At 70.4% G+C, this 23011-nt stretch carries 6 protein-coding genes; 3 read left to right on the forward strand and 3 right to left on the reverse strand.

Going from position 1 to position 23011, the window contains the following annotated elements; genetic code table 11:
* Positions 1 to 8: 8 nt before the first annotated feature.
* Entirely contained in the window at positions 9 to 16328 is a 16320-nt protein-coding gene (locus tag CP975_RS00255) for a non-ribosomal peptide synthetase (RefSeq protein ID WP_055527258.1), read from the reverse strand.
* 540 nt (positions 16329 to 16868) lie between these two features.
* Here CP975_RS00255 and CP975_RS00260 point away from each other — a divergent pair.
* The gene (locus CP975_RS00260) at positions 16869 to 17615 is read left to right on the forward strand and encodes an AfsR/SARP family transcriptional regulator (RefSeq protein WP_055527260.1); all 747 of its coding nucleotides are present in this window, start codon (positions 16869 to 16871) and stop codon (positions 17613 to 17615) included.
* Between the two features lie 149 nt (positions 17616 to 17764).
* Here the strand turns inward: CP975_RS00260 and CP975_RS00265 are convergent, their stop codons facing one another.
* A complete protein-coding gene (locus CP975_RS00265; protein ID WP_070321134.1) occupies positions 17765 to 19069 on the reverse strand; it encodes an activator-dependent family glycosyltransferase in 1305 nt (434 codons plus the stop codon).
* A 225-nt stretch (positions 19070 to 19294) separates the two neighbouring features.
* On the opposite strand from CP975_RS00265, the gene rfbA reads away from it, so the two are divergent.
* Together rfbA and rfbB are read left to right on the forward strand one after the other, a co-directional pair.
* Positions 19295 to 20203 carry a glucose-1-phosphate thymidylyltransferase RfbA gene (gene rfbA, locus CP975_RS00270; RefSeq protein ID WP_055527264.1) on the forward strand — a complete coding sequence of 303 codons (909 nt, stop codon included), beginning with the start codon at positions 19295 to 19297 and terminating at the stop codon, positions 20201 to 20203.
* Positions 20200 to 21231, forward strand: coding sequence for a dTDP-glucose 4,6-dehydratase (gene rfbB / locus CP975_RS00275; RefSeq protein WP_055527265.1), 1032 nt, complete (start codon positions 20200 to 20202; stop codon positions 21229 to 21231). Before rfbA ends, rfbB begins: the two co-directional genes overlap by 4 nt.
* 488 nt (positions 21232 to 21719) lie before the next feature.
* Here the strand turns inward: rfbB and CP975_RS00280 are convergent, their stop codons facing one another.
* Positions 21720 to 22292: an LmbU family transcriptional regulator gene (locus CP975_RS00280; RefSeq protein ID WP_055527269.1), complete on the reverse strand. Its 573-nt coding sequence runs from the start codon at positions 22290 to 22292 to the stop codon at positions 21720 to 21722.
* Positions 22293 to 23011: the final 719 nt, after the last annotated feature.

Consider the following 23011-nt stretch of genomic DNA (forward strand, 5'->3'; position numbering starts at 1 on the left):
CGGTCTCCTCAGTCACGGAGGTAGCGGTTGATGATGGTGCAGATCTCGGCCGCGGGCTTGGGCTCGGTCAGTCCGAAGTGCGTGGCGTCGATATCAAAGGTGAGCAGCTCGCCGTCGACGTACGGCTCCCAGGGGCCGGGCCGCACCTCGGGGCTGTGGGTCGCGCTGAAGAACAGCACGGTGCCGCGGTAGGTGGGCTGGGTGAACTGCGCGACCATCCGGGCGTGTTCGACGACGACGGTGGCGCCGTTCTCGACGATGGTTTGACGGTCCTCGTCATCGGCGGTGCCCGGCAGGTAGTCGTCCAGGAAGTCGCGCGCCTCCGACCGGGTGAGGTGGGCCTGCGCCAGTTGTGCGAACCCGCTGCTCGGAACGGCGTCCAGGAGGGCCACCAGGGCCACCTCGTAGCCCCGCCGCTGGAGTTCGGCACCGATGGCGTGGGCCAGGCAGCCGCCCAGCGAGTGTCCGGCCAGTTGGTAGGGGCCGTGCGGCTGTACGGCGAGAATCTGTTGCGTGTAGTCGGTGACCATGGCCGTGAAGTCGGCCGGCAGCGGTGCGCCGTCGAAGCCGCGCGCCTGGATGCCGTGCACCGGGCGGTCCCCCACCTGGGTGGCCAGCCCCAGGTAGGACCAGCACAGTCCGAATCCGGGGTGCAGGAGCCACAAGGGCGTTTTGCTCCCGCCGGTCCGCAACGGCAGCAGTGTGTCGAAGGGGCCGCCGTCGCCGGGGTCTTGCAGGCCCCCGATCAGGTGCTCGGCCAGGGTGGCGACGGTCGGCGCCTGGAAGACGGTGCGGATCGGGATCTGTGCGCCCAGTACCGTGCGGATCCGGCTGATGAGCCTGGTGGCGAGGAGCGAGTGGCCGCCAAGAGCGAAGAAGTCGTCGTCGACGCCGACCCGTTCCACGCCGAGAACCTGCGCGAACACGCTTGCCAGCAGTTCCTCCTGGGCGTTGCGGGGAGCCCGGTAGGCGGTGTGGCTGAGGAACTGCGGTGCGGGCAGCAGCCTGCGGTCGACCTTCCCGGTCACGGCCAGCGGCAGACTCTCCATGACCAGGACCGCGGCGGGCACCATGTGCTCCGGTAGCCGCTGTGCGGTGAAGGACCGCAAGGTGTCCGGGCCGGGCGGCTCGCCCTCGGCCGGTGTGACGTAGGCGACGAGGTGCCTGCCGATGCCCGGCTGGTCCCGGGTGATCACGACGGCCTGCGCGACCTGCGGGTGGTCGGCGAGCACCGCCTCCACCTCACCGAGTTCGATGCGGAAGCCCCGGATTTTGACCTGGTTGTCGACGCGGCCCCGGAACAGCAGGCGGCCCTGCGGCGTCCAGGCTGCCAGGTCGCCGGTCCGGTACATCCGCTCGCCCGGCCCGCCGAAGGGGCAGGCCACGAAGCGCTCCGCGGTGAGGCCGTGCCGGTCCAGATATCCGCGGGCCAGCCGTTCGCCGGCGACGTACAGGTCCCCGACGACCCCTACCGGCGCCGGTCGCAGCGCCGCGTCCAGCACATACAGGCGGGTGTTGTCCATCGGGCGCCCGATCGGTACGGCCTCGCCGAGGTCGTCCGTAGCGGTGATGACGTGCATGGTGGTGGCCGCGGTGGTCTCGGTCGGGCCGTACCCGTTCACGATGGTCAGGTCGGCGCATGCGCCCAGCACGCGCTTGAGCGCGGCCGGGGTCACCACGTCGCCGACCGTCCACACCTCACGGGCGCCGCGGAACGCCTCGGGTGCCTCATCGGCGAAGGCCATGAACTGGCCCGCCGGCATGATGAGTCCGGTGACGCCCTGTTCGGTGATCGTCCGCGTGAGGCCGGCCGGGTCCAGCCGGCCGGACGCGAGGATGACGACTGCGCCGCCGCGGAGCAGGGCGGCCCACAGTTCGTAGGTGAAGGTGTCGAACGCCTGGGTGTGGTGCATGAGCACGCGCTCCAGGCGGCTCTCGTCGTAGCCCCGGTCCGCCGAGAGAACCGCCAGCGACCGGTGGGAGATGCCCACCGCCTTGGGCCGGCCCGTGGAGCCGGAGGTGTACACCACGTAGCAGAGCTGGTCCGGGTGCCCGTGCGAGCCTGCGCCGAGCGGCTGTGCCGCCGCGATCTGTCGGGCCACCTGGGGCTGGTCGATGACCAGGAGCGGGCAGTCGCTGTCGGGCAGCTCGGCCGAGGTCTGCGTGTCGGTCACCAGAAGAGCGGGTTTGGCGTCGCTCAGCATGAAGGCGATCCGCTCGGCCGGGTAGGCCGGGTCCAGGGGCAGGTACACGCCGCCCGCCTTGGCGATGGCCAGCACGGCGACGATGTACTCCGGCGAGCGCGCGAGGGCGAGCCCGACCGGCGACTCCTGGCCCACACCGCTTTCCGCCAGCACCCGCGCGAGCCGGCCGGCCCGCTCGTCGAGCTCCCGGTAGGTGAGGGTGGTGTCAGCGCACAGCACGGCGTCCGCGTCGGGACGCCGGGCGGCCCGCTGCTCGAACAGCGCGGCCACGGTGGCCCAGGGGGCCTGACAGGCGGTGTCGTTGAACCCGCTCAGCACGAGCTCGCGCTCGGCCGGTGCCACCGGGTCGATCCCGCTCACCGGGGTGGCGGGGTCCGCCGCGAGGGCGCCGAGGATCCGTGTCAGGCCCTGTGCCAGACGCTGTACGGTCGCGGTGTCGAAGGCATGGTCGCGGTAGCCCAGCATCAGTTGGAGATCCGGGTCGGCGGTGGCGAACAGGGCGAGCGGGTAGTGCACGGCCGCTTCCCAGTCCATTCCGGTGATCGCGATGCCGGCCGCGCTCAGCGTCTGGTCGAGGTCGTCCCCGCCGGCCGGGTAGGACTCGAAGACCACCACCGAGTCGAAGAGCACGGGCAGACCGACGGCCCCGTGGATCTCGGCGAGGCCCAGGAAGTGGTGGTCCATCAACGCGGCCTGCCGCTGCTGAAGGTCGAGCAGCAGGTCGGCCGCGCTCTGGCCGGCCCTTGTGCGCACCCGGACGGGGAGGGTGTTGATGAACAGGCCCACCATCTCGTCCATGCCCGCCACCTGCGGCGGCCGCCCCGAGACCGTGGCGCCGAACACCACGTCCTGGCGGCCCGTGTGGCTCGCGATGAGCAGTGCCCAGGCGCCCTGCACCAGACTGTTGAGGGTGATGCCGAGTTCGGCGGCGCGCCGCGACAGGCAGCGCGCCGTGTCGCGGTCCAGCTCGACCGGCATCCTCAAGTGGCCGCCCGCCTCCTGCTGCCGGCTGAGGGGAGCCACCAGCGTCGGCTCGTCCAGCCCCTCCAGCTCGGCTAGCCACGCCTGTGCCGCACCCTCCTTGTCCTGGCGCGACAGCCAGTCGAGGAAGTCCCGGTAGGGGCGCACCCGGTTCAGTGATCCGGCATCCCCGAAGGTGGCGTACAAGTGCAGCAGGCTGTGCAGCACGAGCGGCGAGGACCAGCCGTCGTACACGATGTGATGGACGGTCATCACCAGTTCGTGGCGCTCGGCCCCCCGCTGTACGAGGGTCAGGCGCAGCAGGGGCGGGTCGGTGGGGTCGAAGGGCGTGGTCCGGTCCCGCTCCCGCAGCTCGAGCAGTCGTTCCTCCTGCTCCCGCTCGGGCAGGCTGCTCCAGTTGACGGCGTGCCAGGGCAGTTCGACGCGGTCGAGGAGTACCTGCACGGATTCGCCGGCGGCGGTGGTCACGAATGCGGTGCGCAGGCTGTCGTAGCGGTCGAGCAGGGCCTGGCCGGCCGCCCTCATCCGCTGCGCGTCCACCCGCCCGGTCAGGTGGAAGACCAGCTGCACCTGGTAGGCGTCGAATTCGGCGCCCTCCAGCTGGCTCTGGAACAGCAGTCCGGACTGGAGCGAGGTCAGCGGCCATACGTCGGCCATGTGCGGGTAGTGCTCCTGCCAGAGGTCCAGGTCGCGCTGGCGTACCCGGACCAGCGGCACGTCCGAGGGCGTCAGGCCGCCCGCCCCCGCAGCGGTGGCGTGGCGGGCCAGGCCTTCCAGGGCCGTGCGCCACAGGGTTGCGAGCTCTCGTGCTTCTTGCCGGGTGAGCAGCCCGGTGGCGTAGGCGAGGTCGGCGGTCAGCTGCGGGCCCTGCGCGGTCTCGGCGCAGAAGGCGGTGATGTCCACCGCGGCCAGGGCCGGTGCGTTCGGCTGCGGCGCGAGGTCGCCCAGGTCGTCGGAGATCGTCCAGTGCGCGCCGCTGTCCTGCTGTGCGGAAGTGAGCGGGCCGAGCCGGCCGAGGTAGTTGAAGGCGATGTGCCCCTGGCCGTACTCCTTGAGGATCTCGGCGGTCTTCGGGTTGAGGTGGCGCAGCAGGCCGTAGCCGATGCCTTTGTCGGGGATCGCGCGGAGCTGTTCCTTGACCGCCTTGACGGCGTATCCGGCGGTGCGCCCGCCCGCGGCGGCGTCCTTCAGGTCGATGCCGCTGACGTCGAGGCGCACGGGATAGATGCTGGTGAACCAGCCGATGGTGCGGGTGAGGTCGGCGCCGGGTACCGCGCCCTCCTGGCGGCCGTGTCCTTCGAGGCGGATCAGCACCGAGCGCTGGTCGGTGCCCCGTGTCCGGTACCACTGGGCCAGGGCCAGTGCGAGTGCGGTGAGCAGACCGTCGTCGACACCGCTGTGGAAGGCGGCGGGCAGTGCGCTCAGGAGTGCTTCGGTGCTGGGGTGGTCCAGGGTGATGCGCACCGTGTCCACGCTCGCGCGCACGTCGAGGGCCGGGTCCAGAGGCCGGGCGCCCAGCAGCGGCTCGGGCTGCTCCAGCATGTCCCGCCAGAGGTCGAGTTCAGCGACCCGCTCGGGTGCCGCGGCGGCCTGCACCAGGCCGTGTGACCAGCTGCGCAGGGGGGTGGGCACCGCGGCGAGCTGCGGTGAGCGGCCCTGTCGCACGGCGTCCCAGGCCTGAGCGAGGTCGGACAGCAGGATGTGCCAGGAAACCGCGTCGGTCACCAGGTGGTGCAGGACGATGATCAGCCGCCCGGCGGTATCGGGGCCCGCGTCGCACCAGATGAAGCGGGCCATCCGGCCTGCTTGCGCGTCCAGTTCCTGGGCGGCGGCGGCGACCTCGGCCTTGGTCTTGTGCCGCCAGGCGGCATCGCTCCAGTGGCCGGGGCAGGGACTGCGGCGGATGAGCGAGGCGACGTCGAGGGTGCCGGGCGCGGCCGCGTAAAGGCCCTGTTCGCCGGCGTGGGTGCGCAGGCGGGAGCGCAGCATGTCGTGCTGGTCGACGACTGCGGCAAGGGTCGCGACCAGCCCGCTCTCGTCGATGCCCGTCGGCAGCCGCACAGCCGTCGACATCGTGAATCCGTCGTGGTGTCCGACGTGTTCGCCTATCTGGCGCATCACGGGAAGCAGCGGCATCCAGCCGAGTCCTGTTGCGGCAGGCTCCCGGCGGTCCGTGCCGGGCTGCCCGCCTGCCGCGGCGGCCTGGGCGAGGGCGGCCACGGTCCGGTGTTTGAACATCAGCCGCGGTGTGATCGCCACGCCCTGTTCGCGGGCTTTGGAGACGACCTGGATGGAGCGGATGCTGTCGCCGCCGGCCACGAAGAAGTCGTCGTCGACGCCGACCCGGTCCCGCCCCAGGATCTCGGCGAAGATCGCGGCGAGCGTGGTCTCAGCCTCGGTCCGGGGAGCCCGGTAGCCGCTCGCCGTCGTGGCCGGCGGCGCCGGCAGGGCGGCCTTGTCGAGTTTGCCGTTGGCCGTCAGCGGCAGAGTGTCGAGCACCAGGAACACCGAGGGCACCATGAACTCCGGCAGCCTGTGGGACAGGAAGGCGCGCAGGTCCTCGGCGTCCGGGCCGCGGCTTCCCGGCAAGGCGGGCACCGTATAGCCCACCAGGCGCTGGCGGCCGTCCTTGCCCCGGTAGGCCGTTGCCACGGCCTGTTGGACGCCTGGGTGCTCTTCCATCGCCGCGGTGATCTCGCCGGGCTCGATGCGCAGCCCGTTGATCTTGACCTGGTCGTCGCTGCGGCCGAGGTAGTCGAGCTGGCCGTCCGCACCGCGGCGCACGATGTCCCCGGTCCGGTACATGCGGGTGCCGGCCGGGCCGAAGGGGTCCGCGACGAAGCGTTCGGCGGTGAGGTCCGGGCGGTTCAGGTAGCCCCGGGCCAGGCTGGGCCCCGCGATGTACAGCTCGCCGGCCACGCCCGGTCCGACCGGGGCGAGCCGGTCGTCCAGCACCCGTAGCCGGTTTCCGTCAACCGCGGTGCCGATGGGGGTGCGGCCGGTGCCCAGGGGGGCGCTGATCGCGCCGCACACGGTGGTCTCGGCGGGGCCGTAGGCGTTGACGAAACGGCGTCCGGGCGACCAGGCGGCGGCCAGCGCCGGTGGGCACGCCTCGCCACCGACGGTGACGGTGCGCAGCCCGGTCAGCGTGCGCGGCGCGTCGGTGGGCAGTGCGGCGAGCACGCTGGGCGGCAGCATGACGTGGGTGATGTCGAGTTCGGCCAGGTGGTGGGCCAAGTCCTCGCCGACGAGGCGCTGTTCACGGGGGACCACCAGGGTGGCGCCGGTGGTGAGGGTTTGCACGTACTCCCAGAAGGCGGCGTCGAAGCTGGGCGCGGCGACCTGGAGGACACGGGAGTGCGGGCTCAGCGCGAGGCGGTCCTCAGTGGTGCGGCTGAGGGCCGCGATGCCGGCGTGGGTGGCGACGATGCCCTTGGGCCGTCCGGTCGAGCCGGAGGTGAAGATGAGGTAGGCGGGGTGTCCGGGGGCCGGGGCGAGCTCGGGGTCCGTGAGCGGACCCTCCCGAAGGGCCTGGGCCACCTGGGGGGTGTCGACGGCCACCACCTCGGTGCCCGGGCACGCCGGCAGCCCCGCCGCGGTGCTTGCCGTGGCCAGCAGGACGGTGGGAGCGGCGGCATCGAGCATGAACCGGATGCGGTCAACGGGGTAGTCCGGATCGAGGGGCAGGAATACTGCGCCCGCCTTGAGGATGCCCAGAACCACGGCGACCTGGTCGGCGCTGCGCGGCATGGCGACGCCGACCGCCTGCTCGCAGCCGATGCCCCGCGCGATCAGCCAGTTGGCGATGCGGTTCGCCCGCTCGTTCAGCTCCCGGTAGGACCACACCTGGCCGCCGAACTCCACCGCGGGTGCCTGGGGGGCGCGCAGCAGCTGTGCGCGGAACAGGTCGGGGAAGGTGGCCGCTGCCACCTCCCCTGCGGTGTGCTGCTCGCCCGCGAGCAGGGTGCCGCGTTCCTCGGCGGTGGGTTCACCCGCCCCGGCGATGTGCTGTGCGGGGTCCAGGACGGCGGCGGCGAGCAGTCGTTGCCAGCGGGCGATCACCATGTCGATCGTCGAGGCGTCGAAGAGCTCGGTGGAGTACTCGACGGCGATGTGGATGCCGTTGGGTGTGGCGCGGTCGCAGAACCTCTCGGTCAGGCTCAGTGTCACGTCGTAGCGGGACGTGCCGGTGCCCGTGCCCTCGCTGGTGACCCGCACACCGGGCAGCTCGAAGTCCGCGTCCTCGGTGTTCTGCAGGATCAGGGCGACCTGGAAGAGCGGATTGACCGAGGCCGAGCGTTGGGGGTTGAGCTTCTCCACCAGGGCCTCGAAGGGGATGTCCTGATGGGTGTACGCGGCCAGGCTCGTGCGGCGCGTGCGCTCGAGCAGTTCGGTGAAGGTCGGGTCGCCCGAGGTGTCGATGCGCATGACCTGCACATTGACGAAGAGGCCGATCAGGTCGTTCAGGTTCTGGTCGATCCTGCCCGCGATGCCGCTGCCGAGCGCGATGTCGGTGCCTGCGCCGAGCCGGGTGAACAGGGCGGCCATGGTCGCCTGGAGCACCATGAAGGGGGTGGTGTGGGTGGCCCGGGCCAGCTGGACGATTTGCTTGTGGAGGGTGGCGTCGAGGGTGAATTCGAGCAGGTCGCCGCTGCGGTCGAGTTCTGCTGGGCGCGGCCGGTCCGTGGGGAAGGTGACCGTTTCGGGCAGCCCCGCCAGCTGCTGGGACCAGTAGCGGCACTGCCGGGTGAAGAGGCTGTCCGGGTCGGCGTCGCCTCCCAGGAGTTCCTGCTGCCACAGGGCGTAATGCGCGTACTGCAGCGGCAGCGGTGCCCAGCGGGGGGCCTCGCCCCGGGCGCGGGCCGCGTAGGCGGTGGCCAGGTCCTTGGCGAGGGGGGTCGTGGACCATCCGTCGGCGGCGATGTGGTGGATGACGAGGACCAGGGTGAACTCATCCGGGCCGGTGGTGAACAGTGCGGCCTTGAGCGGGATCTCGGTGGCGATGTCGAAGGGGTGGCGGGCGACCGCGGCGATGGCCGCGGCCAGCGTGTCCGCGTCCGCGATGGGGCGTGCGGGCAGGGCGATGCGGGCCTCCTGCGGCCCGAGAATGTGCTGGTAGGGCCGCCCGTCGGTCTCGCGGTAGACGGTGCGCAGGATCTCGTGCCTGCTCACGAGGTCGTTGACCGTCTCCTCCAGGGCGCGCACGTTCAGATCCCCGCTGAGCCTCAGGACGATCGGCATGTTGTAGGTCGCCGCGCGGCCCTCGAACTTGTGCAGGAACCACAGCCGTTGCTGGGAGAAGGACAGCGGGAGCCGTGCGGGCAGCTGTGCGGGCGCAGCCAGTGGTGCGCGGGCCGCCCCGGAGCGGCCCAGATGCGGGATCAGCTCGGCCACGGTCGGAGCGGCGAAGAGGGTGCGTAGCTCCACTTCGGTGCGCAGCACGGACCGGATGCGGTTGACGAGCTTGATGGCCATGATCGAGTGGCCGCCGAGGGCGAAGAAGTCGTCGTCGACACCCACCCGCTCGACATGCAGGACCTCGGCGAACAGCTCGCAGAGCAGCTCCTCTTGGGGAGTGCGCGGATCGCCGCCCGCGGCCGCCGCGGTGAAGTGCGGTGCGGGCAGTGCCTTGTGGTCCACCTTGCCGTTGACGGTCAGCGGAAGCGCGTCGAGGGCGAGGACGGCGGCGGGCACCAGGTGGGCGGGCAGCCGCTCGCGCAGGTAGCCGCGCAAGGTGGCGGCCAGGTCGTTGCCGTCGGTGTGCGGGGCGGCGGGCACGATGTAGGCAACGAGGTGCTGGTCTCCTTCCTCGGCCGGCTTGTGGGCGATGACCACGGCCTGCGCGACATCGGGGTGGGTGGCCAGTGCGTTCTCGATCTCGGCGGGTTCGACGCGGACACCACGGATCTTGACCTGGTTGTCGTCGCGGCCGACGTACTCGATCTGTCCGTCGGCCGTCCAGCGGGCCAGGTCTCCGGTGCGGTACATCCGCGCGCCCGCGGGCCCGTAGAGGTCGGCGACGAAGCGCTCGGCGGTCAGGGCGGGCCGGCCGGCGTAGCCGCGCGCGATGTCCCCGGCGACGTACAACTCGCCCGTCACGCCGGGCGGGACCGGCGCGAGAGTGGGCCCAAGGACATAGGTGCGCAGGTTCTCGATCGGCGTTCCGATCGGGATGCTGCCGGTGTCCCCCCGGGGCTGCTGCGCCGGGAGGCTGAAGGTGGTGGCGTAGAACGACTCGGTCTGCCCGTAGGCGTTGACGATGCGGATCTCGGGCCGTTCCTGCCGGATGCGCCTGACCAGCCCGGTCGGCAGTTTTTCCCCCGCGAAGACCAGGGTGGCCCGGTCGGGAAGGGCAGGTGTCTTGCCGCCCAGCGCGGCGAAGACCGAGGGTACGGTGCTGATCACGTTCGCTGTCATCGTCTCGTGTTCGGCGAGCACGAGGGCGTTCTGGGCGATCTCGACACGGCCACCGTGAAGCAGCGTGGTGACGATCTCGAAGACGGACACGTCGAAGTTGATGGAGGCGCCTGCGAGCATGTGGGTGTCCGCGTCCACCCCCACCCGCTCGGCGAGCCGCGTTACACCGTTGACGACGTTGGCGTGGCTGACCACCACGGCCTTGGGGAGGCCCATGGAGCCGGAGGTGAACATCACGTAGGCGGCGTGCTGGGGCGGCAGTTTCCTGGCCTGCTGGGTGAGCGGGCCGTCGGCGGCGAGATCGATGTCGTCGATGAGCAGGGTGGCAACAGCGGTGTCCGGCAGCGCGTCGGCGGTGGCGGAGGTGGTGAGCAGCAGTTGGGGCCGGGCGACGCTCAGCATGTGCTCCACCCGGGAACCGGGGTTGTCCGGGTCGATGGGCACATACGCGCCGCCGGCCTTCCAGATGCCGAGCATGGCGGTGACGAGGTCGGCCGAACGGGGCATCGCCAGGCCGACGACGGTTTCCCCTTTGACGCCCCGTGCGGCCAGCGCGCTCGCGAGACGGTTGGCGCGGGCGTTGAGCTGCTCATAGGTCAGGGTGAGGCCGCCGCAGGTCACCGCGGGGCGGTCCGGGGTCTTTGCGGCCTGTCGCTCGAACAGCTCGGCGATGGTGGCGTGGGGAGTGGGGGCGGCGGTTTGGTTGACGTCGAGGAGGATGCGCCGGCGCTCGGCAGGATCCAGCACGTCCATGCCGGCGAACGGCTGCTGCGGGTCCTCGGCCAGCTGGACAAGGACGCGTCCCAGGCGCCGGGCGATGACAGCGGCCTGCTCAGGGGACACGAGGTGGTGCTGGTATTGGAGGGCGATGGACAGATGCGGTTCGGCGGAGGCCATCACCACCAGCGGGTAGTGGGTGCTGCTGAGCGGGCTCAGTCCGCTCACCCGAATTCCGGCAGCCGCGTAGGCCTCGTCCAGTGCCGCGCTGTCGATGGGGTACGACTCGTAGACCACCAGGGTGTCGAAGAGCGTGCGCACGCCGGTGAGCTCCTGCATCTGAAGGAGGCCGAAGTGGTGGTGGTCCAGGAGCGCGCTCTGGCGTTCTTGGAGTGCGGTCAAAAGAGTGCCCAGGCTGTGTCCGGGGGCGCAGTCCATGCGGACCGCAAGGGTGTTGATGAACGTGCCGACCATCTCGGACACGCCCTCGACCTGGGGCGGACGGCCCGAGACGGTGGCGCCGAAGGTCACCTGGCGCTGTCCGGTCAGGGCGGACAGCAGCATGCCCCACGCGCCTTGGACCAGCGTGTTGAGGGTCAGGCCCAGCTCACCGGCGCGGCGGGAGAGCCGGTCGCACTGCTGGGGGGTGAGCGGCACGTCCAGCTGGCCGACTCCGACGGATTCGCCCTGTGCGGCGTCAGCGTCGGGTACCAGCAGCGTGGGCTCCTCAAGGCCCTTGAGCTCGTGCTGCCAGGCGCGGGCCGTGGCCGTACGGTCCTGGTGGGAGAGCCACGTCAAGAAGTCGCGGTAGGCGGGCGCCCTGCCCAGCTGCACGTCGTCGCCGTGTGAGCGGTACAGGCGCAGCAGGTCCAGCATGAGCAGGGGAACCGACCAGCCGTCGAAGAGGACGTGGTGGGCGGTGAGGACCAGATCCCAGCGGTCGGCCGCCAGCTTGATGAGCGAGAAACGCATCAGCGGCGCTCGGGCCGCATCGAAGTGGGTGCTGTGCTCCGCGGCGAGGAAGCGCCTGCGCTGTTCCTGCTGCTGTGGTGTGGGCAGCAGGGCCAAATCCAGCTCCTGCCAGGGCAGTTCGATGCCGTTGTGGACGATCTGGACCCGGTCGCCCGCACTGTCGGTGACAAACGCTGTCCGCAGGTTGGGATAGCGTTCGAGCAGCGCCTGTCCGGCCGCCCTCATCCGGTGCGGTTCGACCTCGCCCGTCAGGTGGAAGGTGAACTGCATCTGGTAGACGTCGACGGCCGCGCCGGCGAGTTCGGCGTGGAAGAGCAGCCCGTCCTGCATCGCGGTCACGGGCCACACGTCGGCCATGCCCCGGTACTGCTCCTGCCAGCGGTCGAGTTCGCTTTGACCCACCGTGACCAGGGGTACGTCCGAAGGGGTGAGGCCGCCGGCGTCCGGCTGCCCGGCATGGCGGGCCACGCCCGCCAGGGCGGTGCGCCACAGGTCGGCGAGCTCGCGGACATCGCTCCGGGCCAGCAGCCCGCAGGGGTAGTCCAGGCTCGCCTCCAGTCGCGGGCCCTGCTCGGTGTCGACGACATGCGCGGTGACGGACAGGGTGGCCAGGGCGGACATGTCCCCATCCAGCGGGGGCGTCAGTGTGACGGTGTCCTCGATGGGGGTGAAGCCCAGGCCGTGCAGGTCCTGGGGCATGTTGGACGAACCCGTGTAGCGTCCCAGGTAGTTGAAGGCGATCTGCCCGGATCCGTAGGTCTCAAGCTCCGCCCCGGTCTGGGCGTTCAGATAGCGCAGCATGCCGTAGCCGATGCCCTTGTCGGGGACGGCGAGCAGCTGCTCCTTGACGGCCTTGACCGCGGCGCCGGTGGCCGCACCGCCCGCGAGCGCCTGGTCGAGGTCGATCCCGGACACGTCCAGGCGCAGCGGGTACATGCTGGTGAACCAGCCCATCGTGCGGGAGAGGTCGACGCCGGGGACGACGTCCTCCTCGCGCCCGTGTCCCTCCAGGCGGACCAGCGTGGTGGGCTCGTCGATGCCGCGCCGCCCGCGCCAGGCGGCGACGGCGAGGGCGAGGGCGGTCAGCAGGCCGTCGTTGACGCCGCCGCGGTAGGCGGCGGGCAGGGTGGTCAGCAAGGCCCCGGTGGTCTCGATGGGCAGGTCCAGGCGGACCCGCTCGACCGTGGCGATGGTGTCCACGGCCGGATCGAAGGGCCTGGTGCCAAGAAGCGGGTCGGGTCCGCGGACCATCCGGCGCCACAGCCCGAGTTCCGCCGCCCGCTCTTCCTTCGCGGCCTCGGCCAGCGCGTGCGTCCAGCGGCGGACCGAGGTGGCGGTGGGGGGCAGCCGCGGAGTGCGGCCGTCGCGGATCGCCTGCCAGGCGGCGGCGAGGTCGGGCAGCAGGATGCGCCACGACACGCCGTCCACCACCAGGTGGTGCAGCAGGATGCTGAGGCGTCCTGGAGTGCTGGTGCCCGCGTCGAACCACACGAACTGCGCCATCACCGCGTTAGCGCAGTCCAGCCGGTCTGCCGCGGCGTCCAGTTCGCTCTGCGCCCGCTGCCGCCAGGCCTCATCCCACCTTCCCTCGCTCGCCACCCTGTGGATGAGCGGCTGCACGTCGACGGTCGCGGGCGCGCTCACCTCCAGCCCCGCCGCCCGGCCGGCCAGTCGCCGCGAGCGCAGGATGTCGTGCCGGTCGAAGGCGGCTGCCAGCGTCGCCACCAGGGCGTCGCGGTCCATCCCCGCCGGGAGGTCCACCGTCATCGCCATGGTGAACCGGTCAACGTTCCCGCCCAGTTCCTCCAGATAGTGGCCGACAGGGGGCAGGGGCACGAAGCCCACGCCGCCGCCCGGCAGCTCGGGCAGTTTGGGTTGCGTGCGTTCCTCGCGCGCGGCGGCGCGGGCGAGTTCCGCGACGGTGCGGCACTCGAAGATCTGCCGGGGGGTGACCTCGATGCCCTGGGTCCTGGCCCGCGCGACGACCTGGATGGAACGGATGCTGTCGCCGCCGAGCGCGAAGAAGTCGTCATCCACCCCGACGCGGTCCACGCCGACCACGTCGGCGTAGACGCGGGTGAGGATCTCCTCACCCGGCGTGGCAGGGGCGCGATAGGCCGAGCCGGTGAACTGCGGTGCCGGCAGCGCCTTGCGGTCCACCTTGCCGTTGGGGGTCAGCGGCAGCCGCTCCAGCAGGACGAAGAGCGAGGGCACCATGAACTCGGGAAGCCTGGCGGACAAGAACGTGCGCAGGTCGCGCGGTGAGACGGTGGCCGTCAGGTCGATGTCGAGGTCTTGCAGGCTGGTGACCGCCGTCGGCCCCCGCTCCCGCCCGGCGGCCGGCACCGCATAGCCCACCAGGTGCTCACGGCCTTCGTGCCGGCAGGTGGTCACCAGGGCCTGGGCCACCGCGGGGTGGGCGGTCAGCGCGGACTCCACCTCGCCCGGCTCGATGCGGAAGCCGCGCACCTTGACCTGCTCGTCGACGCGGCCGACGCACTCCAGTTGGCCGCCGGCCCCCCAGCGGGCGAGATCACCGGTGCGGTACATGCGCGCACCGGCCGGGCCGAAGGGATCAGCCAGGAAACGTTCGGCGGTCAGCCGGGCCCTGCCGAGGTATCCGCGCGCCACGTTTCCCGCCACGTACAGCTCACCGACGACGCCGGGGGGCATGGGCTGAAGGCCGGGGCCAAGCACATAGGCGCCCATATTGGCCAGCGGGACACCGATGGGTGCGGTGGCCGCCGTAGCCGTCCAGGCCTGGCCGGCGGTGAAGGCGGTGGCGTAGAACGACTCCGTCTGGCCGTAGGCGTTGATCACCCGCACGCCCGGAATGGCATCCTTGGTCCGCTGCACCAGCGCGGCCGGCAGGGCCTCGCCAGCGAAGACCACGGTCTGGGCCCGGATCGTGTCTTGTGCCTGGTCGAGGAGTTCGGTGAAGACCGAGGGAACGGTGCTGATGACGCCGCCAGACCAGCCGCCACGTTCGCCGATGACCAGGACGTCGCGCACCACCTCCAGGGTGCCGCCCCGCGCCAGGGTGGTCACGATCTCGAAGACGGACACGTCGAAGTTGACCGACGTACCGGCCAGAACGCGCGTGCCCGCACCGATACCGACGATGTCGGCGAGCCGCAGCACGCCGTTGACGACATCCCGATGGGTGATCACCACGCCCTTCGGTGTGCCGGTCGAACCCGATGTGTACATCACGTAGGCGGCGTGCGCGGGCAGGCCGGCGGCCGGCTGCGCCGCCGGGCCGGCCGCGTCGAAGTCCACCTCCTCCACGCACAGGCGGGGGATGTTGGTCGCCGGGAGCACCGTCGCGCCGGCGGTGTCGGTCAGTACCAGGTCGGGGCCGGCGTCCGACAGGATGTGGCCCAGACGTGTTCCGGGGTAGCGGGGGTCGATCGGCAGGTAGGCGGCACCGGCCTTCCAGATCGCGAGCATGCCCACGATCAGGGAGGCCGAGCGCGGCAGCGCCAGGCCCACCAGGCGCTCGGGGCCGATCCCGCGGGCGGTCAGCTCCCGTGCCAGCCGTTCGGCGCGCGCGTCCAGCTCGGCGAAGCTCAGCTCTTGCCCGCCGTCGAGCACGGCCGTCGCGTGCGGCGTCGCCGCCGCCTGGCGCTCGATCAGCGCGACGGCGGTCAGCTCGGGGATCTCGGCGTCCGTGCCCTTGAGGGCGCGCAGGGCCCACTCCCGCTCTCCGTGCGTCAGCACGTCCGCCAGCGCCACGGCGCGCGACGGCTCCGCGAGCAGATCGCCGACGATCCGTATCAGGCGTGCGACGAAGCCCTCGGCTGTGGCCCGGTCGAAGTGGTCGCTCGCGTACTCGAGATAGAGGGACAGGCCCGGTGTGCCGGGCTCGTTGAAGAAGCTGAACTCCAGGTCGAACTTGGCGATCGACGTCCACAGCGGAGCGATACGCCCCCGCACGCCACCCGGCAGAGCGAACTCCAGGCGGGCGCCGGTGGACCAGGTGAACATCACCTGGAACAGCGGGTGGTAGGCGCTGGAGCGCTCCGGATTGCATGCCTCCACCACGCGCTCGAACGGCGCGTCCTGGTGGTCGTAGGCCGTCAGCGCCTTGTGCCGCACCTGCGCCAGGAGTTGGTCGAAGGTCGGCCGACCCGACAGGTCGGTGCGCAGGACCCAGGTGTTGGCGAAGAAGCCCACCAGGTCGGCCAGGTCCGGGTCCTGGCGGCCGGCGACGGTGGAACCGAGCGCGATGTCCTCACCCGCGCCCAGCTGGTGCAGCAGGACGGCAAGGGCGGCCTGGAACACCATTGGCACCGACGACCCGGTGCGCCTGGCCGCCGCCTCCACCCTTGCCAGCAGCTCCTGGTCGACGGTGCCTTCGACGACATCGCCGCGGCGGCTCGGCAACGGGCCGCGCGGGCGGTCCATGGGCAGGGGTGTCGAGGCCGGCATGTCCGCCAGTTCCTGGCGCCAGTAGGCGAGTTGGGTGGCCAGGAGGCTGTCCGGGTCGTTCTCGTCACCGAGCAGTTCGCGCTGCCAGAGCGTGTAGTCGGCGTACTGGACCGCCAGTTCGGGCCAGTTCGGGGGGCGGCCCTGGACCTGTGCGGTGTAGGCGGCGCTCAGGTCCCGCACGAGCGGGGCGATGGACTCGCCGTCGCAGGCCATGTGATGGATCAGCAGCAGCAGATGGTGTTCCTCGGCGGCCGTGCGGAAGAGGACGGCGCGCACCGGGATCTCCGCGAACGGGGTGAGGGGGAGCGCGGAGGCCTTGTGCACCGCTTCGTCCAACTCCTTGGGGGCGATCTCGATCAGCCCGATGTCCAGCCGCACGTCCTTGGCCGGCACCACCTGCTGGGCGGGGACGCCTTCGGCGCTCTCCACGATCAGGGTCCGCAGGCTCTCGTGGCGGACCACCACATCGCGCACCGCGGCGGTGAGCGCCGGGGTGTCGACGCGCCCCGTGAGCCGGATGAGGAACGGCACGGTGTACATCGCCGACGGCCCCTCGATCCTGTCGATGAACCACAGGCGCCGCTGTGCGAAAGACAAGGGGATCATGACTCAGCACTCCTGTTTATCTGGTCCACGGGCAGGGCCGATCCATCACAAGTTACGCATGCAAACACTTCTTTGGCTGCTCGGATCCCTGAGATCCCTGGGCGACCTGGAACGGCACACAAAGCCGGACCGGTGCCGTTCACCGGAAAGCGGGCCGCCCAAGACCTGCGGACGACAAAGGCACCATGCCAACCCCCTGGGCGGCCTCTTCGGCAAAGAAGCGCGGCACTCACCCGATCACATGCAATTGATCTCGTGAGCAGCCGGCATTCCCTCACCCCGATTCCGCCGGTCGCCTGCCGGTGGGCCAATGGAACACACCTGAGGTAACCACGTCGACCTAATACCGTGTCAACCATGATTGGACTGGCCCCTGGACGTCGAAGGTGTCCCGCCAACAGGACACCGAAGACCAGTTTCCGTTGACTCACCGCCCGGGAAGGTGAGGTATGTTCAGGCGATCCGCCGTGCATTTCACCGCACCACCTTGGACCGATATTCACACTCCTTTCACCGTTCCAAGAAACAGGAGTTCACAGCATGCGGCTTGAGATCCTAGGACCGGTCCGTGTCGCTAACGGAAATACCATCAAGGCCATAGGGGCGCAGAAGGTCGAAATTCTGCTGGCGACTCTCGCCGTCCGCTGCGGTCAGGTCGTCAGCGTCGACCAGCTCATCACCGAGATCTGGGGCGACGAACCGCCGCGCAGCGCCGTCGGGGGCCTGTATGTGTACGTCTCCCAGGTCCGCAAGCTTCTCCGCCGTCCCGGGGCGGCGGCAAGCCCCGTCGCCACCAGCCCCTCCGGATACATGCTGACGCTGGGCCCGGGTGAACTCGACCTCCACGACCTCACCCGCCTGGTGAGACAGGGCCGGGTCCGGCTCAGGAACGGCGAGCACGAGGCTGCGGTCAGCAGTTTCGAGGAGGCGCTCGCACTGTGCCGGGGGGCGCTGCCCACCGCGGCACGCGGCCCGATCCTCCAGGGGTTCCAGGCCTGGTTCGACGAGATCCAACTGGAGTGCCGGGAGGGCCAGATGGAGGCGCACATGGCCCTGGGGCATCACCGCGAACTCGTCGGTGATCTCTACCTCCTCAGTACCGAGCACCCCTTGCGCGAGGTGTTCCACCGCCAGCTCATGCTGGCGCTGCATCGAAGCGACTGCCGGGGCGACGCCCTGCTCGCCTACCACCAGGCATGCCGGACCCTGCGGGAACAGCTGGGCGTCGAACCCGGCCCGGCGCTGAAGGACATCCAGCGTTCGATCCTGATGGACAACGGCCACTGACCGGCCCCGGACGGCCGTGCCGGCCCACTCCGCTCTGGTCCTCGCGGACGCCATCGGCCTGTCCGTCGCGGACGGCGGCCACACTGCCACGCGATGCCCGGCGGGCATCCGCGTCAACGACCCCGCAAGAAGCATGTACGGGGCGCCCCTCAGCGCGCGCCGGAGCGGTTGACGATCCGTTCCAGTTCCCCGACGACCTCGGCGGGCGAGGGCTGCGCTGCCAGCTCCTGGCCGAGCCGCCCCGCGGCCTGCCTGAACGAGGGTTCCTCCAGCAGCCGCACCACCTGCTCGCGCACCCGCGCACCCTCCAGCTCCTCGGGAGCGTCCCCCCTGATCCACAGGCCGGCCCCGGAGCGCTCCAACCGCGGGCCGCGCTCGCCGATATCGGGGACGACGCGGCCGATCACCAGCTGCGGCACCCCGTGGGCGATCGACTCCAGGAACCCGGGCACGCCGCCATGGTGGATCACGGCCGAGCACGAGGGCACAACGGCGTGCAGCGGAACGAACTCCACCAGCCTGGTATTGCCCGGAACCCGCTCCAGCTCCCGCTGAAGCCGCTCGGGCAGCGTCACCACCAGCTCGATGTCCACATCGGCCAGCGCATCCAGCATCCCCTGCACCTGCTCCAAGGAAGCGGCCTGATGCCTGGCTGCCTGCTCCAGACTGAGTCCGTAGGTGGCAAGCACGCGCCGCTTGACCGGAGCGCGCCGGGCCCAGTGCGGTATGACCGAGGGACCGTTGTAGGGGACATAGCGCAGCGCGAGATGCGGCGACGGCGACTTGAGCCGCATCGAACCGAGCATCTGCTCGATCGCGAACTGCCCGGTCACCATCTCCTCGGAGAACTCGCCGCCGAACTTCTGCGCCCACTCCCCCAGCCAGTCCCCCAACGGGTCCTCGCGGTCCTTTGGCGCCTGCTCCTGACGCACCCGCAGAAAATGCCGGCGCATACGGCCCACCACGTCGAGTTCGGTCAGCATGCGCCCGTGCGGCACGTCGGCCGCCGTGGCCGCGATCGCGCCCGCGTGGCTCAGCCAGTCCCACAGCACCAGGTCCGGCTGCCACCAGCGGCAGTACTCCACCAGCTCCTCGACCATCGCATCGTTCATGGCCGCCTGGGTGCGCTGCGTCATCTGGTAGCCCCATCGCAGGCGCTCCCAGGTGAGCTCCTCCTCACGGTTCTCCGACAGGTCGGTCAAAAGGTCGCCCCGCTCCGCGAGTTCCTGGACCTTCGCCATCACCTCCGGAACCAAAAGCGCGTCGAGCTTGTCCATGACCGGCTCGTCGGAGCCGACGGGCACCGCCGGCAGACCTGAGGCGGTGACCGCGTCCGTCAGCTCCGGGCCGCTGGCGACCCGGACCTCGTGCCCCGCCGCCTGAAGCGCCCAGGCCAGCGGCACAAGAGCCTGGAAGTGCGACCGCCAGGGAATACAGGTGAACAGGATTCTCAAGCCGATCAGCCCCTTCAGGAACTTTGCACCCAGCCGGACACAGGAGACCCTCACCCGGCCACCTTGAGCCGGTCTTGGCCCTCTCTTGATGCTCCGTCCCGCCCGGCCCCCCGGTGCCCACCTCTGTGCACGGCGGGGCCGGCTCCTTCCAAGAAGCGCATTAGACCGGCTTTGGACGTGCCCCCCACCATGCGGGAACACCGACCATGAGGGAGCGCGGAGCGGATGAAAGGCATCATTCTCGCGGGCGGCAACGGCACTCGCCTGCAGCCCCTCACCTTCACCAGTTCCAAACAGCTCGCCCCGGTCTACGACAAGCCGATGATCTACTATCCGCTGTCCGTGCTCATGCTGGCGGGCATCCAGGACATCCTCATCATCACGCGTCCGAGCGACCTGCCCGCCTTCCAGGCCCTTCTGGGTGACGGCCACCAGCTGGGGCTGTCCATCGACTACGCCACGCAAGGCGAGCCGCGCGGCATCGCCGACGCCTTCCTCGTAGGGGAGGATCACATCCGCGGCGAGCAGTGCGCGCTGGCCCTTGGGGACAACCTCTTCCACGGTGCCAACCTGCCCACCCTGCTGCGGCGCACCGCGCTCAAGATGGGTGGCTGCGTGCTGTTCGGCCACGAAGTGGCCGACCCGGAGCGGTTCGGCGTCGCCGAGATCGACTCGCTGGGCGCACTCGTCTCCATCGAGGAGAAGCCCCGACAGCCGCGCTCCAACCTCGCCATCCCGGGGATCTACTTCTTCGACGCCCAGGTCACGGACATCGCCAGAGATCTGGAGCCCTCCCCCCGGGGCGAGCTGGAGATCACCGACCTGCTGCGCGTCTACCTGAAGATGGGCACCGCCGAACTGGTGTGGCTGGGCAGGGGGGTCACCTGGCTGGACACCGGCACCCATGAGTCCCTACTCGAAGCAGGCACCTTCGTCAGGGACACCCAACGCCGACAGGGCATCCGGCTGGCCTGCATCGAGGAGATCGCCATGCACATGGGGTACATCGACCCGGACGACTGCCACGCGCTGGGAGCGCGCATGGGCAACTCGCCCTACGGCGATTACGTCATGGAGCGGGCCCGCCTCTGCAAGGCGGGCATGCTGCCCCCACTTCCTTTGGAGGCGCTGTGAATCTGCTGGTCACCGGCGCCGCCGGGTTCATTGGCTCTGCCTATGTACGGATGCTGCTCGCGGCAGGCGCAGCGCAGGACAACGGGGTGTTGCGGGTCACGGTGCTGGACAGCCTGACCTACGCCGGCAGCCTGGACAACCTCGATCTCAGCGACCCCCGGCTGACGTTCGTCCAGGGCGATATCTGCGACGCCCCCCTCGTCGACCAGCTGATGGCACAGGCCGACCAGGTGATACATTTCGCCGCCGAGTCCCACGTGGACCGCTCGATCGCCTCCGCCGACGCCTTCGTGCGCACCAATGTCACGGGCACCCAGACCCTGCTGGACGCCGCGCTGCGGCACAACGTCGACCGCTTCGTGCACGTGTCCACCGACGAGGTCTACGGCTCGGTGGAGAGCGGCTCGCGCACCGAGCAGGACCCCCTCGACCCCAACTCGCCCTACGCCGCCTCCAAGGCGGCCTCGGACCTCCTGGCCCTGTCGTACCACCGCACCCACGGCCTGGACGTGCGGGTCACCCGGTGCAGCAACAACTACGGGCCGCGGCAGTTCCCCGAGAAGATCATCCCGCTGTTCCTCACGACGCTGCTCGACGGCGGTGACGTCCCGCTGTACGGCGACGGGCTGAACCGGCGCGACTGGCTGCACGTCGAGGACCACTGCGCGGCCATCGAGTTGGTCCGTGCCGGCGGCAGCGCGGGCCGTGTTTACAACATCAGCGGCGGCATCGAACTGAGCAACCGTGAACTGACCGGCCGGCTGCTCGCGGCCTGCGGCGCGGACTGGACACAGGTGCGCCACGTCCCCGACCGCAAGGGCCACGACAGGCGCTACTCCATCGACTGCACCAGGATGCGGACCGAGCTGGGCTACAGTCCGCGCCACGACTTCGAATCCGGGCTGGCCGAGACCTTCGCCTGGTACCGCGACAACCGGGACTGGTGGGAACCGCTCAAGCGCCGCCAGAGCGCGGGCCCCACAGGAGGGGCGGCTCTCAGGCGGCCGCTTGGCGGTCTGCCCGCCTAGACGTCCGCGACGCGTGCGGATCCTTCCGGCGGACAGCTGAACGAGGAGTTCCAGGCCAAGTCCGCAGCCTGGGCGGCGAATTGCGCTGCGAGGGCCCGGGCCGGGGCCGGCAGGCGTTCGCTTGAGCAGGCACGAGACGGGGCTGACCGTGCGCTGTCAGCGCCGCAGCCCGCTGCCGCGACACCTGGTGCAGAGGGGCTGCGGCGGATCGCTCCTACGTAGCGAGCGTCCGGCCCCGGCCCGGCTGCCCCGATCACCCCGCTCTCCGACTCACCAAGCGCAGCGGCCGGGGCAGGCCGTCGCAGATCAACGCTCGTTTCCTCGTGCAGGACCACCTCGTGCCCGCGCCCGGAAGGGCAGCCGGGGAAGATCCCCATTTCGTGCACGTGCGAGATGCGGCTGATCATCCAGGTCGACGGCGAGGCCGAGGCCTGGGCCTCTCGCTGACCACAGGCCCCACGCCGATACCGGTGCGGCGTCTAAGGTGTCTACCCCGCCAGGATCTCTTCGGCCGCGCTGTCGAGCGTGAGGAGCACCCACTCCTCAAGATCGATGCCCGCGTGCGACGCGGCACTGTGCCACCGCCGCATATGGCCGATCGGAACGGCGAGCCGCTCGGTCGGTTCGGTGCCCTGGTCCTCGCCGGTGATCTCGTTCTCCTGCGCAAGACGCACGGCCTTGCGCAATTGCTTGGTGCTCCACTCGCGCGCCTCGCTCTGGTCGAGCCAGTGCTCCTGCTCCGCCAGCGACAGGGAGGCCACCTCGGCGTGGTGCTGGAAGCTGAGTGCGGCCCGGCGCCGGTCTATGGCGAAACGACGCGATACCCAGGCGTAGTTACGAAGTGTCTGATAGCGGAGACCGACAGCGCGAATTCCCCGCTCGTAACGATCGCTGTAGTGGTCCTTCCCGTATATGAGCCAGTCACCGAGCCACCAGGAAGAGGAGTTTATGATTCCCGAAAGTCTCCTTCCGGTGTTCTCCCAGTTCTCGAAGGTCATTCCGGCAGGGATCTGAAGGCCGACATTCGTCGTCAGCACCTGGCTGCGATGCGGACTGTCCATGGGCCCCCGCTGCTGCCCCACGGCCGCCTCGACATCACTCGGGCGACGTAACGTGGATCTTGTATCGGACCGCGAAATAGCCATTCCGTTCCCCCTACCGAACGTTTTGCGTGCGAGCAGGTGAATCCCGTGCCGCGCTGGAACAAAGCGACTCAAACGTGTTCCAGCCTGGCGCGACGCCTTTAGACGATGAACAAGTAGAGCCCAATGTGTTGTGTCCGGGCAAGGGCTTGCCTGACATCGTCAGGTGAGACGCCCGGACATGATCGGTCGGCCCGGGCGGGAACCACATGAGCCCCCCGCACAACCCGCGCTCCGCCCCGCCCCGGCCCGTGCGCCGAAGCGCCGTAGGCCGCGCCGTTCCGCACCCCCGGCCGGGTCGTGGACGCGCTGAGCGTGGAGTCGAAGGCCGGGCCCGGTCGGGGTTCGGGCTGAAGGGACCACGCTCAGCAGGCACGGCCATCGCCTCAGCCCCCGTGATCTGTGTCACTTACACGTTTGGAGAGTGACGGTGCCTGTCCTCAGCTGCCGCGCCCCAGGGGGAAGCTTCCGACCCCGCCACGGGGCAACAGAGCGTGACGTTGCATGGGGCCGTAGGCAGGGAATTTCAGCCAGCCGCCGCCCATCGCGAGGGGCTGCCTGGGGTTGTCCAGTCGACAGGACAGCGCCTTGACGCCCACTTCCCCGCCCCGGCCCCGTGCGGCGGCCGCAGTGCGGGC

The sequence above is a fragment of the Streptomyces alboniger genome (assembly GCF_008704395.1).
In the GTDB taxonomy this organism is placed as follows: Bacteria; Actinomycetota; Actinomycetes; order Streptomycetales; family Streptomycetaceae; genus Streptomyces; species Streptomyces alboniger.

Excerpts from the sequence above, each read along its gene's own strand:
- CP975_RS00255 (WP_055527258.1), bottom strand. The coding sequence starts at position 16,328 with ATGATCCCCTTGTCTTTCGCACAGCGGCGCCTGTGGTTCATCGACAGG.
- CP975_RS00260 (WP_055527260.1), top strand. The coding sequence starts at position 16,869 with ATGCGGCTTGAGATCCTAGGACCGGTCCGTGTCGCTAACGGAAATACC.
- rfbA (WP_055527264.1), top strand. The coding sequence starts at position 19,295 with ATGAAAGGCATCATTCTCGCGGGCGGCAACGGCACTCGCCTGCAGCCC.
- CP975_RS00280 (WP_055527269.1), bottom strand. The coding sequence starts at position 22,292 with ATGGACAGTCCGCATCGCAGCCAGGTGCTGACGACGAATGTCGGCCTT.